Below are 14,327 nucleotides of genomic sequence, written 5' to 3'. Positions count from 1 at the left end.
GGTGATGGAGACACGAAAAGTAACTAATTCCGAAAAAAGCGTCAAGCCTGAATCGAAAAGCGCTGCCAGTTCTTCTGGCAGCGTTTTTTTCTTCTTATTAAAGGATAAAATTCCTTATTTCAAAAGCTCTAAAATCAACGGAACGGCTGCCTGCAGCGAGGGAGCCTTCTCATCTGCAGCTGTTTCTTCGGTCCCAATGAAGACCGTTTTGCATCCTGCCTTTTTTCCGGCTTCGATATCGCGTTCGTGATCCCCAACCATTACACTTCCGGTCAATTCGATATCGTGTCTGCTAGCAAGGTGAGTGAGCATTCCGGCATTTGGCTTGCGGCATTCGCATCCTGCCTTAGGTTTATGCGGGCAGTATGCAACCTCCTTGATATGGCCGCCATGTTCCTTGATCATTTTTACCATGTGGTCATGGATTTCATGGAGGCGCTTTTCCTTCAGGAATCCAAGGCCTACGCCTCCTTGATTGGTGACAACAAAAATCTCATAGCCGGCTTTGCTCAATTCTGCGACAGCTTCAGCTGCCCCTTCAAGCAAGTAAAGATCTTCCGGCTGGTTGACGAATTTTACCCGGTGGGACAGTACTTCATTAAGGACCCCGTCCCTGTCCAGAAATATGGCTTTTTTCTTCATTTCGATCCCCCTTTGTTCACGATGATTTTTTCAGCATTCTGATGCCGGGAAACATAGCGGTTGCCGGTGATCCAGAAACGCCATGGGTAGTCTTTCGCTTCCCCTGAATTATCGATACCGATTCTCTTGCCTGAGGAAATGCTGTCTGGCACAATTCCTTGTGTGAGGAAAAGTGGTTTCTTCGTTAAGGGATGCCCATAATCCGACATCTTTATGCCCATCGCTTTTGTCAGCTTCCCGGGACCATTGGTGAGATTGGGGGATTCCGGCATGCCTCGCCGCCTGACCATCAGATCCAAGCCTTCCAGGGGTTCCACTGCCCGAATCAGCACAGCTTCTGGATTGCCTTCTTTTCCACTGACAACATTGAAGAGTGTATGCGTGTGCATGACATAAGTATAAGCAAGACCTGCCTGGTGAAACATGACCTCCGTCCTTTTTGTCCTGCGGTTATTATAACTGTGTGCCGCCTGATCGATCGGGCCAATATAGGCTTCCGTCTCCACGATCATTCCTGCAGCTATTCCTTCTTCAGATTCTTTTACTAAAGTGCATCCAAGCAGCGAAACAGCCAATTCAAGGGTGGGCTGTTGGAAAAAATCATTGTTAAGTGCCTGGAAGTTCCTCATATGATCTGCCATAAAACCTCCTATTAACTGTTTTTAACCTCTATACCCTGCAGATGAAAGAGTCATCCATTATTTTTGCGCAAGGCTGTTTTTCGTATGGTTGTTTTCGTAAAGATTGTTGTTAAAATCCTAAAGCCGATTATAAAGTAATTGTTTGAGAAAAAAGCCTTGCCCAAAAGACCTAATGAAAAAATTAGCGGAGAATCTAAAGATGGTATATAGTATCTTTAAAGCTCTGTTGTTTTAATTTCCTTAAAGGGAGTATCAATATTATGTGGAAAAAATGGCTATCGATTTCAGTGATTGCTGTAATCATTTTTTTCCTTGTACCTTATAGCCTTCCGCTCATTTTTGCTATGTTAACAGCAGTTATGCTCGAAGGAATGGTTCAATGGATTATCAAAAGATTTTCATTTAAGCGTCTTCAAGCAGTGCTTGGTGTTTTTATCAGCTATGTGATCTTCCTAGGTGTGATAGGGTACAATCTTGTCTCGATGATTGCCCATCAGGCGGTATCCTTATCTGAGCGAACTCCTACATTCGTCAGGGATATTTACAGGACGGCAATTCTTCCAATGATGGGCAAGTGGGAATTTTATTCAAAGAACTTCCCGGATGAAGTCACTGACCAGATCGAGACGACGATTGAAACGAATATCAATACACTTGATTCTCTTTTGCAGCAATTCATTGCCGGTACAATCAATTTGCTGACGGCCATACCCGGTTTTATGATTGAATTTCTGGTTTATCTTATTGCGTTATTCTTGTTCAGTCTTGAACTTCCTAATCTTAAAATGAAGCTGGAGTCTCATTTGAGGGAAGAGACCCGGCAGAAGGTTTTCCTTGTTGGAAGCCAGTTAAACAAGGCGGGGATAGGCTTTTTAAAAGCCCAGGTGATCCTTAGTGCCGTCACCTTTATCATGGCAATGGCTGGGCTTAGCATTCTTGGGGTGAAATATACAGGACTGCTGTCATTATTGATTGTCATTGTCGATATACTGCCGATCCTTGGAACAGGGTCTGTTCTTGTGCCCTGGGCTGTCATTACCATTTTGCAGGATAATCACTTTTTGGGAATCGGATTAATCATACTGTTCCTGGTCATCACTGTTGTCCGAAGGGTGATCGAACCAAAGATTTATTCAACGAACCTTGGCATATCGCCGCTTGCCTCCCTGGTCAGCATGTATATCGGACTCAAGCTTCTGGGGCTAGCCGGAATTTTTATCGGTCCAATCGTCGTGATTATCTACGACACTTTGAGAAAAGCAAATGTTATCCGGCTCAATTTCAAGATTTAATATTTAGGCCGCTTTTTTTGGATAGCAGAACATGATTAAGCATAAATTATGTTTGTTACCAAGAAGGAGGAACTAAAGGAATGAATGTAGGCCGGGCAAAAGAAATCGTTGAGTCAGCAGATATGATCAATGTAACGTATGATGGGACGCCAGTCATTATCCAGCATGTAGATGAGAAAAGCAAAATGGCGAGGATTTATTCTAAATCAGAACCGGAAGTAGAAAGAGACGTGCCAGTCTTGAATCTAATAGAGGAATGAAAAAACGGGAGAATATTAAATCTCCCGTTTTTCTATATCATAAAGCGGCAAGGTGATCCTGAATTGAGTGCCCTCGTTTAGTTTACTCTTTACTTCCACCGTACCACCCATTTCTTGAATGATTTTATTAACGACCATCATCCCGAGACCTGTACCTTTTTCAGCCTTGGTGGAAAAGTAGGGTTCGCCGATTTTTGCTAATTGCTGTGGAGACATGCCGCATCCAGTATCTTCGATGGTTATGGATACATGGTTATTTGCCAACTCGCGGCAGCTGATCACAAGATCACCGCCGTTTGGCATTGCTTCAATACCATTTTTGATGATATTTAGTATGCATTGATGGAATTTGACAGCTTCTCCGGAGATATTCATTCCTGCCATCAAATCCTTTTTAATATTTACCGAAAAGTGATTGGCATAAGGCAGGATTAATTCAAGAGCTTTTTCAATTTCTTCCTTAACACAGATGGATGATGCCATATTCGATTGTGGTTTTGCAAAATTCAGGTAATCCTTGATGATTGTTTCTGCACGGTCGAGTTCATCAATTGCTGTATTCAAGTAATAAAGCCTCTTTTTCTCATCTATGCTTGGATCTTTTAACATTTGTAAAAACCCTCGTGTGACTGTAAGCGGGTTTCGGACCTCATGACTGACACTGGCAGCCAATTGTGATACGACTTCAATCTTATCAGATTTGATTACTGCTTTATGTAAAAGCTGGTTTTGCATCATGATTTCAATAAAATAAGTGACGATAAATATCCCGGCGGAAAGGGTCAGTCCATATAAGATCATGAATTGAAAATCGGACGGATCTTTAAACACGGTCGCCTTCATCAGGAAGATGAGGACAGTATAGGAAAGCGCGACGGCCACAACAGTATATAACTTCCTTGATAACGGGAAGGACTTAAACTTTCCGGACAGGTAAACGGTTAAAATGGTGATCGTGAGCATATTGAAAAAATTAATCCATACACCGCTGCCGCCAAAGGGAACTCTTGCGGCTGCAACGATGATGAAAAGCATGATGCTTACGACCGGACCTCCATACAACCCCCCTACAACAACAGGGATCAATCGGAGGTCGAAGATGAAATCAGGACTGCCAATCACCGTAAAAGACATACAAAACAGGATTTGAATACCGCCTAGTATAACAATGAGGATCTTGGCGTATTTTCGATATAAGTTTGGAAATTTGCTGACGATAATGTATTGGAACACAAATGTAGTAATCAGGATGAAGATCAGATTCAATACAAGAATTGTTAATTGATCCATAGTCTTAATCTCCAGTCGACAAGGAGCCACCTGCTCCATCAAAAAGATAGTTCTGCAAAAAGACAAATTATTCAAATATATTACTTTTACTTTAACACAAAATTGATCATAGTTGCTTTTATTTTATCTGAAAGTGGATGTCTAGTGTTATTCCAGGAGTTCACTGATTGCCAACTGTTTTAGTTGTGCGACGGTATAATCTAAAGGTAATCACAAGGATTCATAACAAAAAGTGCCAAGCATTAACATTCTTGGGCTAATCCAGACAGCTAAAAGCGGATTATTGGATACGCTTCATAACTTGGCGTTATACTAATTTTACAACATACTGCAGGAGGTAAAAATGACCAAAAGCTCATTAACCCTTTTCACCCGGCCAATGTGAACAGATTGCCAGGAAGCGAAGGAGTTTCTTTCGCAGAATCATATACCGTATGAAGAAATCAATGTCCAGGGCGAGCCTGAACAGGAGAAAAAACTTAAAGAGCAGACAGGTACAGCGATTGTACCAGCGTTTATTTTTACAAGCACGAAGCTCTTTTTTATGAAAGACAAGAAGGTACTGATCGGATTCGAAAATAACAGGAGCGAAATAGAAAAACTTGCCGAAAAATTAAAGCAGTAAAAAGACAGGTGAGGGTCCGAGTGATAAATTCGGAGCCTCTTTTCTGTTGAGGAAAAATTTTCTCTGACATGGAACCTTCTGGACCAACATAAGTTATAATATATAATCCTATAAAGAAGGAGGATAACAATTTAATTCCGAGTTGACTTATATGAATACATGTATTATATTATTCGAGAATGATAAATTAGGGGGGAAAGACAGTGACCACTGGACTTGTTATTTTAAATATTGCAGTTATGCTTGGCATCATTGCTGTTCTTTTTTATATGCAAAAAAAACATGTATCTTTTTCTAAACGAGTATTCATTGCACTTGGAATAGGGATTGTTTTCGGTTTTGCATTGCAATTCATTTATGGAGCGGGATCCAAAGTAATTATGAAGAGTGCTGACTGGTTCTCGATTGTGGGAAGCGGTTATGTAAAGTTCTTGCAAATGATTGTTATGCCGCTAGTATTCATATCGATTTTGGCTGCTTTTACGAAGCTTAAGCTGACCAATAACATCGGTAAAATCAGTACATTGATCCTCGGCTTGCTGGTGGGTACAACAGCTGTTGCCGCAGCGGTCGGGATTGCTACTGCGGTTGGTTTCGACCTTGAAGCGGTGCAAATTACACAGGGTGAGGCGGAACAAGCACGTGCTGAGAAGCTTGAGGAAACGTATGGAGGAATTGAAGGGCGCACAATGCCACAGCAAATTCTTGATCTCTTGCCAGCCAATCCATTTCTAGACTTCACCGGGGCACGACCAACATCTACAATATCTGTCGTTATTTTCGCGGCATTCTTGGGAATTGCATTCCTAGGAGTCAGGAGAAAGTCTCCAGACCAGGCAGAGCTTTTCGCCAAGATTGTCGATGCATTCTATGCGGTCATCATGAGGGTGGTCACGCTGATCCTGCGCCTGACTCCATATGGAGTTCTTGCCATCATGACAAAGACCGTTGCCTTAAGTGATTTCGACGCAATCTTAAAACTAGGTAAATTCGTAGCAGCTTCATATGTTGCGCTTGCAATCATGTTCATCATCCATTTGTTATTACTGACGATTGCTGGTTTGAATCCAGTCACATATGTTAAAAAAGCATTTCCTGTTCTCGCGTTCGCTTTCACTTCAAGAACGAGTGCCGGGGCATTGCCATTAAATATCAAAACTCAGCGCTCCCTTGGAGTACCTGAAGGGATTGCAAACTTTGCCGGTTCATTCGGCTTATCGATCGGGCAAAACGGCTGCGCCGGGATTTATCCTGCGATGCTGGCAGTCATGATAGCACCATCGGTTGGTGTTGACCCATTGACACCATCATTCATCGCAACCGTGATCGCGATCGTAGCTATCAGCTCATTCGGAGTTGCCGGAGTCGGTGGCGGTGCAACATTTGCGGCGTTACTAGTACTTTCAGCGTTGAACCTGCCGGTTGCCCTTGCTGGGTTGCTGATTTCCATCGAACCATTGATTGATATGGGTCGTACCGCTGTAAATGTGAGCGGCTCGATGACTTCGGGTATCCTCACAAGCAGAATCACAAAAGAAATTGATTCATCCACCTATACAGATATGAATCAAAAAATTGAAGCAGAAGCATAAGAATGATAATAAGCCAGCCAAGAAACTTTGGCTGGCTTTCTACTTTTTTTTTCGAAAATCAATGAATTATATCCCGTTTAATCACACACAATGACGTCATCAATCCCACGCAGGTAATCGTAAGCAACGAATAGATGAATTTTTCCATTCCAATTATCTTCAACCCCGATAAAACTACTATTCCATCTATTAGGAAAATCAAGATTCCGACATTAACAGGAAAAAATTTATGAACCAATTGGGCTAATAAATCTGTCCCGCCAGTGCTCGTTTCGTAGCGGAGCATCAAGCCGATTCCGCATCCGACCAATATTCCTCCCAAGATTGCGCTTGGGAGGATGCCCATGTGGATTCCTTTCTCAACAGGAGCGAATAAATCAATGAAAAAGCTTGATACCAATAAACCATTCAAGCTATGAAAAAAGTATTTCCGTTCCAATATCCAAGCCAATACGTATAGAGGGATACTCAGGAGGATCATCGTAAGGCCTGTAGGAAATCCATAAAAATAGTGAATGATCAACCCAATGCCAATCATGCCGCCGTCCAGGAGATGGTGTGGGACGAGAAAACCATTCACCCCTACTCCAAGCAGTATGCTTCCCACAAGTACAGCAAGAACTTTTCCTGTCATCCGAAATCACCAGCCTTGTCCTTCTCCCATTATTTCTATGTAAAAAGACAAGCATTAGAACTCAGAGTAAAAAACGTAATATTCAGCATTGAATGGACCTGCCCAACAAGAAATCCATCGTGTAGATAAAAAAAGAACCCGCGATCGGCAGGTTCTCTAGGGTATCAAGATCTTAGTGTGGCAGAAATGCGAGCTGGTAAAAGAACAGCACTGCAAAAACGTAAAGCAGCGGGTGGACATCACGCCATTGTCCTTTTACAACTTTGAGTAAAGGATAGGAAATGAATCCAAGCGCGATTCCGGTTGCGATGCTTGATGTAAGCGGCATGCTCAGGATGATCAGGAAAGCAGGGAAGGCTTCATCAAGTTCATCCCAGCTGATTTGAGAGATGCTTCCCATCATCAGGCTTCCGACAATGATCAATGCCGGAGCAGTAATAGCCGATAAACCGGAAACCGCGCTTACAAGAGGACCAAAGAAAGCAGCAGCGATGAACAGTCCTGCCACCGTCAGCGAGGTAAGACCAGTACGTCCTCCCGCAGCAACTCCTGAGGATGATTCAATGTAAGCCGTCGTCGGGCTTGTTCCGAACATGGCACCCGCAGCAGTCGCGATCGAGTCAGACAGCAATGCTTCTCTTGCGCGGGGCATAGAATTTCCTTTCATCAATCCAGCCTGGTGGGCTACACCGATCATTGTTCCGGTAGTATCAAATATTGTCACCAGGATAAAAGAGAAGACGACAGCGTATAAGCTGTTCTGTATAACATCCATCAATGCTGTCCACGGATTCAGGACAATCATGCCTTCAGGGAGCGATGGCATCGACATAAAACCTTCCTTGAAATCCAGTTGGCCTGTGAAGAAGGCGATCAATGCAGTAACGACCATTCCTAGGAACAATGCTCCATTCACTTTTAGCACCATTAGGACGAGTGTAACGGCAAGTCCAGCTAATGCCAGAAGTGCGGATGGAGAATGCAGATCCCCAAGGCCGACCAGGTTCGACGGATGATCGGTAATGATTCCTGTAAGACGCAAACCGATAAAAGCAATGAAAAGGCCAATACCTGCCGTTATACCATGCTTTAGGTTGGCTGGAATTGCTTCAATCAATTTTTCGCGGAAAGGCGTCAGGGATAAGATGACAAATATTAAGCCAGCGATGAAAACAGCAGCGAACGCAGTCTCATATGTTATGTTCTGGTTATTGCCGACAACAGAATAGGCAAAGTAAGCATTCAGCCCCATACCCGGAGCGATTGCGATTGGATAATTAGCAAATAAGGCCATCCAAAGCGTACCAATCACCGCAGCGATGATTGTCGCTGTGAAAACTTGTTCGAAGGGAACACCGGCATCAGCAAGGATAATAGGATTGACAACTACGATATACACCATTGTAAAGAAGGTTGTTATCCCAGCCATCATTTCTGTTTTTATATTCGTGTTGTTTTCTTTTAATTTAAACATGATTTTCCTCCAAAAATACGAACGATTTTTAAACACAATAAATATAATATTCGTTTTTAAAGAGATTTACAAGGGGGAATTTGAAGAAAATCTAATAGTTAAGGTTAGATAGGTTATTTTTTATAGGGTTACTATCATGAGCTGTATTGTTTCCTAATGCGAGAGAGTTTATCAACAAAAGGAACCGAACTGAAAGATGCCCTTATGCACCGATTCTCTTCTCTATAAGGGTACCGTTCTTGCGGAAAGATACGCTTATGCTACGAAATGCTTCTCTATAAGGGTACCGTTCTTCACAGAAGAATCAACTTACAGTGGATGAAAAAAAGACTGCAGACAAGGCACCATTTTCAGGTTTTGTCTGCAGTCTCTAAAGTCACCTTTTATTAAAATAATCTTTCGTCAGCAGCAAGCCCCCAATGTAAAGCGCTAGTGCGAAGTAAGCAGGCAGCAGGTGGATAAAATCAATATAACCGATATAGAAGTGTGTGAAAATTCCTGCTGCAAACGCTGGAATCCCACCAATCATGAAGGTTCTCCATACCCAGGCAGAACCTTCATGGAATCCCCATAACGACAGGGTAAGTACAAGCAGACCAACGCTGAAGAGTGCGCTGCCAAAGCCAGCGCGGTCATGGGCGATGACGGGAATCAGTTTTTCGTTCATTGCATTCAATTGCTCAGGTGTCATGCAAATATATTTCAGGTCGGTATCGACAAAGACAGATGTCGCCCCAATTGTTGATATCACAATCCCGCCGAGCACAAAAGAGAAACCAAGAATGACAAACAGAAGCTGGCCATACACTGCTTTTTTCCAGGAAGGTGAGTTTTCGCGATTTTTGGAAATGGGCGACTGGTTTGCCTTGCGTGTCTTTACGAACCCGGCGACGTAAAAAGGAAGCAGGATGAGCCAGAACAAACCGTGCAGCCAGTCAAAATAACCAAATCCCAGGAATAGCAAAATGCCAAGGAATCCGGTAATCGCCCCGATATTGAAAGCTTTTCGTGTCCAGTGGATGCCGTATTTAACGCCATGCCTGGCCAGCTGCATATAGATGTACCCGCCCGAAATCATCGTTCCGGCCAGTGTCATCCGGTCATGTGACATGAATTTGTATAGATTTGGGTTATAGGCCATCAATTCAAGCCTGGTCATTTGCATGAATGCTTCATCATAGAAGAGGATCACCTTTGTGAGACTGAAGAATAAGACCGCGGCTCCTCCAAGCAGGATAAATAGCCCGAACAGCCAATACCAGATCCAGCCTGTAAGCACTTTTTGCTCGCCTCCCAGTTCGTCCATTAGCGCCTCATTGATTCTTTTTGGCAAACCGGGTCCTGAGGCTACATAGCCTCCGGATAGGAAGACTAACTCCGCACCCGCTTCAAACAGAACGAGCGCATCGGCAGGCTGTGCAACTCCTCCGGAAGTGATGACAGGCAAATCAATTTCGCTTTTTATTAAGTTTAAAGCATGAACCATACCATCTGTCTGTTGAATAGGCAATACCTGTTTTTCGGCAATTACCATACGGTCTTCTTCAATCATAATTCCGTCCGAAAATTGGCTGGCTGATTTAAGCTTCAAGAGATTGTCGGCTACCATCGAATGCCTGATTGCTAGAAGGACGGGCTTGTTTTCAAGAACCATTTTTATATGTGTGAGATCATTAAGGCTTTCAAATGAATCAATTTCGATTATAAAGATATCGCCAGCATCTTTTAAATGCTCAGCGATGATGAGCGGTTCCTTGAGCCGAATCAGGATAGGTACTGTCCGTGAATTTGTTAATTTTTCTTTCGCTGCATTAAGTCCTATCGTTTCGGCATGTTCTGGCAGGACCAACGTATCTTGTGTTTCTGAAAGACATGCTGCTGAGTACGGCTCACTCGGGAATTCGGTGATCGGTCCAACCTCAATTGCACCAAAGCCCAGATTCGGGAAAGCTTTGATCCCTGACAATCTCGGGTCAATCTTCCCGCTTAATCCAATCGGACTGTTAAAATGAAGTCCAAAAAGATTTCGCGACAATTTTTCCGACGGAGACATATGCCCAAGAAATTCGATGAACGGCCTGCCGCCGGGTAGCTGTGAGAGGAGGGACATCCCGCGATGGATGAATTCCCGTCCTGTGTTCCCGGGTAAAATAGACAGCCATGGTTTAAATAATGGTTGATAGGACCAATCAGGCATAATGACCTCCAGATTTTATGGCATTACCTTTATTCTATCGTACCTTATCATTTCCGGGACAGATAGCCCATTTAATTCTCAAGGTTGAATAAAAAGAAATACTTCAAGCTAAAATAGGGGAGAAAAAATTGATTGCGGAGGTAACAAACATGGATTTGAATCGTGTAAAACAAATACTCTCATCGTCTGCGGAAATAGATGTCACTTACAACGGTGCATCTGTGTGGATTGATCATTTGAATGAAGATGGGCGCACCGCCACTGTCCACCTGCGCGGCCCGCTGGAAGAAAGGACAACTGTCGAAATTACTGAGCTGCACGAGAGATCTTAAGCATCATCCCTTTTATAGAGACTATAGGACCGTAGACCGCCGGAATGCAAAATAGTGTACGGCGGTTTTTCTCTATGGCACAATATTTATAATACCTATAGTGGTTTATCCGCTGAATAAGAGAGGTATTTTTTAAAATCGAAAGGAGAGATGAAAATGTTCCATCATACAATCGAAGTGGACAAGTCAATGAATGAGGCAGTATCTGCACTTGAGGCAAGCTTGAAAGAGGAGAAATTTGGTGTCCTTTGGTCCCTTAATATGAAGGAGACACTGGCGGGAAAAGGTGTGGAACTTGACGGTGACTATATCATCCTTGAAGTATGCAATCCGCATGAAGCGAAAAGAGTACTTGAAAAGAATCCTATCGTAAGCTATTTTCTCCCTTGTAAAATTGTAGTATATAAAGAGAACGGTACGACCAAGGTCGGTCTGCCAAAGCCAACTGAATTGATTAAATTTGTTGAAAATGATGACCTGCAAGCTATTGCGGCCGACATTGAAAAAAGGTTGATCGGAGCAATTGATAATATTAAATAAATTTTAACTGTAACTGAGGTCCGGGAGGCAATCCCGGGCTTTTTTTCGTCGAAAAAATAAAGATAAGCCCATTTTCAGAAAAAGTATTGTCCGGCTGTTTAGGACAAATTTTTGCCGGGAACTAAAACACTAATTCAAAAAAATTTCGGCCGTTGAGCCGTTTATATAGATTTGGCGGCTGTCAGGATGGCAGCCGTTTTGATTTGTCTTAATCTTTGCCGAGGGATAAAATGGACTAAAAAGGAGGCGGCTCATTGTGAGCATTTTTGATACGCATACATTACATAACGGTGTGAAAATACCGGCTTTTGGCCTCGGTGTCTATAAGGTCGAGGAGGGAGAACAAATCGAGGAAACAATCCAGACGGCGCTTGAACTCGGATATCGGCTGATAGATACAGCTTCTTTTTACCAGAATGAAGAAGGTGTAGGAAGAGCGATCCGCAACAGCAGTATACCGAGGGAAGATTTATTTATCACAACGAAGGTCTGGAATTCAGAACAGGGTTATGACAATACGCTTAAAGCCTTTAATGAAAGCATGGACAGGTTAGGGCTGGATTATCTAGATTTATATCTCGTCCACTGGCCAGTAAAAGGCAAATATCTGGACACATGGCGTGCTCTTGAGCAGTTGTATAGGGAAGGCAAGGTGAAGGCAATTGGTGTCAGCAATTTTAAAATACACCATTTGGAGGATCTTCTAAGCCATTGCAAAGAAAAGCCAGTAATCAATCAAGTCGAACTCCATCCTCTGCTGTCGCAGGCACAACTGCGAAATTTCTGTCATGAACATGACATCAAAGTAGAGGCTTGGTCTCCATTGTCCAGAGGAAGATTCCTTGATGATCCTGTGCTGGGGAAGATTGCGGAAAAGCACGCCAAGACTCCTGCTCAGGTTATTTTAAAATGGCACATGCAAAATCAAATTATCCCGATTCCTAAATCAGTCACACCGTCAAGGTTAAGAGAAAACGCAGATATATTTGATTTCAAGCTAGATCAAAAAGAACTGGAAGAGATCAATGGGCTCAATAAGGACCATCGTTTTGGTGCCGATCCAGACCATATTGATTTTTAAAAGAGCTAAATAAGCAGGATGATGCCTGGCACAAGCGAATCCAAAAAAATGAATTTTCTTGGAAAAAATGGACTGAATTACACTCAGTCCGTTTTTTATTTGTGAAAATGGATACATTAAAAGGAAAGAGAAAACTGCGTGCTGACAGGTGTTAGAGGGTTAATTAAATCCCGGAAGGTTTTAAAATAATCTTTGGGTGGTAATGTAGGTGTACAAGCAGAAAACAACACGATTTAACATCTTAGATTTGCTGCTTGTCCGACTGCAGAACAGACTGGTTTAACACCATGATATTTGAGGTAAGATATTGTTAGAGCAAGCTGGTTAGCTCCCGGGAAGCAACTAAAATCAGCAAGACTAATTTTACTTCGCTGCAGTTTGAACTCTTTAAAAGGGTGTAAAACCCCTTAGCACTATTACTACTTGTAAAATACATCTACTTTTTAAGGAGGAATAACATTATGATGAGTTTTCTTTGGGCATTAATTATCGGTGGTATTATTGGGTGGTTAGCAGGATTAATCTTGGGAAGAGATATTCCTGGCGGCATCATCGGTAACATCATCGCTGGTTTCGTGGGTGCTTGGATTGGACAAGCGATCTTAGGAAACTGGGGACCTGTAGTTGCTGACTTTGCGATTGTCCCGGCATTAATTGGTGCGATTGCATTGGTATTCATCGTCAGCCTTGTCATGAAGAGCATGCGTAAAGCTGACTAATATAAAGAAATCCTTCCGAGTTCGGAAGGATTTTTTTTTTGCGGAAATTTACGCGTCCTCATAAAAAAATTAAATCTCATTAGGATCAATGTTAAAAAATATCGGCGGTTGGTCGATAAAAGGTGCATGGCATATTATTTTTTCCTGTGTGAACGGGTGGGTGAATTCCATTTTTACTGCATGCAGCGCTTGCCTGTGAAATGTATCGCTTCCGCTGTAAAGGGTGTCCCCAGCAAGCGGATGCCCAATCGCGCTGAAATGCACCCGGATCTGGTGGGTCCTGCCGGTGTCAAGTGAGCATTGAACAAGGGTAAGGTTTTTATGTTTTATTTTATCTAATACTTTGAAGTGAGTGATGGCCTGCTGGCCTGTCTCTGAAACTCTTCTTCGCGTTGGGTGATGCCGGTCCCGGCCGATAGGTTTATTGATAGTTCCTTTTTTCTGTTTGATGATGCCGTCAGCCAAAGCCAAATAGGTTCTTTTAATTGCGCGTTCCTCCAGCATTTTATCGAGAATGGCTGTTATGAGCGGGTTTTTCGCAAAAAGCACGGCGCCTGTTGTCTCGCGGTCAAGTCGGTGTATATGACGCGGCCGGGTAAGTTCTCCATTTGACTCCATATGGAAAGCAGCAGCATTCGCCAAAGTACCGCCTTGGCCACTCACGTTTGGATGGGTATCCATGCCTGACGGTTTATTGAATACAATCAGATGGTCATCCTCATACAGGACATCAACATCCAAGTATTCAGGATGGACAGTCTGTTCTTCTTCAGTAAAAAGTTTCAAGCTTAAGCGGTCATTTTTTTTAAGGAGAGTTGTCCAATCGGGAACTTGTCCGTTAATCAGGACGTTTTTTTCCATCCTCAAAAGATGGACCACTTTTTTCGGAGCTTTCCAAAAATCCTTGAAAAGTGTTTCAAGAGTGTGCTTTTCCCATTCAGCGGGAATGACAAGTTCACACCATTCGCCTTTTTTATTTGTATGTATCATATTGATCTCCTGTCTTCA

At 42.8% G+C, this 14,327-nt stretch carries 14 protein-coding genes and 1 pseudogene; 8 read left to right on the top strand and 7 right to left on the bottom strand.

The window, feature by feature from the left end; translation table 11 throughout:
* Window positions 1-114: 114 nt before the first annotated feature.
* Together J7I80_RS02095 and J7I80_RS02090 are read right to left on the bottom strand one after the other, a co-directional pair.
* On the bottom strand, window positions 115-642 hold the full coding sequence (locus J7I80_RS02095) for a D-glycero-alpha-D-manno-heptose-1,7-bisphosphate 7-phosphatase (RefSeq protein ID WP_214735777.1): 528 nt from the start codon (window positions 640-642) through the stop codon (window positions 115-117).
* On the bottom strand, window positions 639-1,283 hold the full coding sequence (locus J7I80_RS02090) for a DNA-3-methyladenine glycosylase (protein ID WP_214735776.1): 645 nt from the start codon (window positions 1,281-1,283) through the stop codon (window positions 639-641). Before J7I80_RS02090 ends, J7I80_RS02095 begins: the two co-directional genes overlap by 4 nt.
* A gap of 260 nt (window positions 1,284-1,543) precedes the next feature.
* On the opposite strand from J7I80_RS02090, the gene ytvI reads away from it, so the two are divergent.
* Window positions 1,544-2,575, top strand: coding sequence for a sporulation integral membrane protein YtvI (gene ytvI / locus J7I80_RS02085; protein ID WP_214735775.1), 1,032 nt, complete (start codon window positions 1,544-1,546; stop codon window positions 2,573-2,575).
* A gap of 80 nt (window positions 2,576-2,655) precedes the next feature.
* Window positions 2,656-2,835 (top strand): H-type small acid-soluble spore protein, encoded by a 180-nt coding sequence (locus tag J7I80_RS02080; RefSeq protein ID WP_192472810.1) that lies wholly within the window; start codon window positions 2,656-2,658, stop codon window positions 2,833-2,835.
* A 15-nt stretch (window positions 2,836-2,850) separates the two neighbouring features.
* Here J7I80_RS02080 and J7I80_RS02075 read toward each other — a convergent pair whose 3' ends face one another.
* Window positions 2,851-4,125 (bottom strand): ATP-binding protein, encoded by a 1,275-nt coding sequence (locus J7I80_RS02075; RefSeq protein ID WP_214735774.1) that lies wholly within the window; start codon window positions 4,123-4,125, stop codon window positions 2,851-2,853.
* A gap of 400 nt (window positions 4,126-4,525) precedes the next feature.
* On the opposite strand from J7I80_RS02075, the pseudogene J7I80_RS23590 reads away from it, so the two are divergent.
* Together J7I80_RS23590 and J7I80_RS02065 are read left to right on the top strand one after the other, a co-directional pair.
* Window positions 4,526-4,750 (top strand): annotated as a pseudogene (locus tag J7I80_RS23590) (glutaredoxin family protein); the annotation flags it as partial.
* A 239-nt stretch (window positions 4,751-4,989) separates the two neighbouring features.
* A complete protein-coding gene (locus J7I80_RS02065) occupies window positions 4,990-6,342 on the top strand; it encodes an L-cystine transporter (RefSeq protein WP_251027543.1) in 1,353 nt (450 codons plus the stop codon).
* 58 nt (window positions 6,343-6,400) lie between these two features.
* Here the strand turns inward: J7I80_RS02065 and J7I80_RS02060 are convergent, their stop codons facing one another.
* The 3 genes from J7I80_RS02060 to J7I80_RS02050 form a co-directional block, all read right to left on the bottom strand.
* On the bottom strand, window positions 6,401-6,976 hold the full coding sequence (locus J7I80_RS02060; protein WP_214735772.1) for a YitT family protein: 576 nt from the start codon (window positions 6,974-6,976) through the stop codon (window positions 6,401-6,403).
* Window positions 6,977-7,148: 172 nt separating this feature from the next.
* A complete protein-coding gene (locus J7I80_RS02055; protein WP_214735771.1) occupies window positions 7,149-8,450 on the bottom strand; it encodes an NCS2 family permease in 1,302 nt (433 codons plus the stop codon).
* Between the two features lie 376 nt (window positions 8,451-8,826).
* Window positions 8,827-10,647, bottom strand: coding sequence for a dihydroorotate dehydrogenase (locus J7I80_RS02050; protein ID WP_214735770.1), 1,821 nt, complete (start codon window positions 10,645-10,647; stop codon window positions 8,827-8,829).
* Window positions 10,648-10,796: 149 nt separating this feature from the next.
* Here J7I80_RS02050 and J7I80_RS02045 point away from each other — a divergent pair, with 149 nt between their 5' ends.
* From J7I80_RS02045 to J7I80_RS02030, 4 genes are all read left to right on the top strand, one after another.
* A complete protein-coding gene (locus tag J7I80_RS02045) occupies window positions 10,797-10,979 on the top strand; it encodes an H-type small acid-soluble spore protein (RefSeq protein ID WP_214735779.1) in 183 nt (60 codons plus the stop codon).
* Between the two features lie 156 nt (window positions 10,980-11,135).
* Entirely contained in the window at window positions 11,136-11,519 is a 384-nt protein-coding gene (locus tag J7I80_RS02040; protein WP_214735769.1) for a DUF302 domain-containing protein, read from the top strand.
* 253 nt (window positions 11,520-11,772) lie between these two features.
* Window positions 11,773-12,600 (top strand): aldo/keto reductase, encoded by an 828-nt coding sequence (locus tag J7I80_RS02035; RefSeq protein ID WP_214735778.1) that lies wholly within the window; start codon window positions 11,773-11,775, stop codon window positions 12,598-12,600.
* A 464-nt stretch (window positions 12,601-13,064) separates the two neighbouring features.
* On the top strand, window positions 13,065-13,319 hold the full coding sequence (locus tag J7I80_RS02030) for a GlsB/YeaQ/YmgE family stress response membrane protein (protein ID WP_192472868.1): 255 nt from the start codon (window positions 13,065-13,067) through the stop codon (window positions 13,317-13,319).
* A 69-nt stretch (window positions 13,320-13,388) separates the two neighbouring features.
* Here J7I80_RS02030 and J7I80_RS02025 read toward each other — a convergent pair whose 3' ends face one another.
* Window positions 13,389-14,309 (bottom strand): RluA family pseudouridine synthase, encoded by a 921-nt coding sequence (locus J7I80_RS02025; RefSeq protein ID WP_214735768.1) that lies wholly within the window; start codon window positions 14,307-14,309, stop codon window positions 13,389-13,391.
* Between the last annotated feature and the right edge of the window lie 18 nt (window positions 14,310-14,327).

Source organism: Bacillus sp. ISL-41 (assembly GCF_018613235.1).
Taxonomy (GTDB): Bacteria; Bacillota; Bacilli; order Bacillales; family Cytobacillaceae; genus Mesobacillus.
The sequence above is the reverse complement of the archived record's forward strand: the minus strand, read 5'-3'. Positions and strand labels throughout refer to the sequence as shown.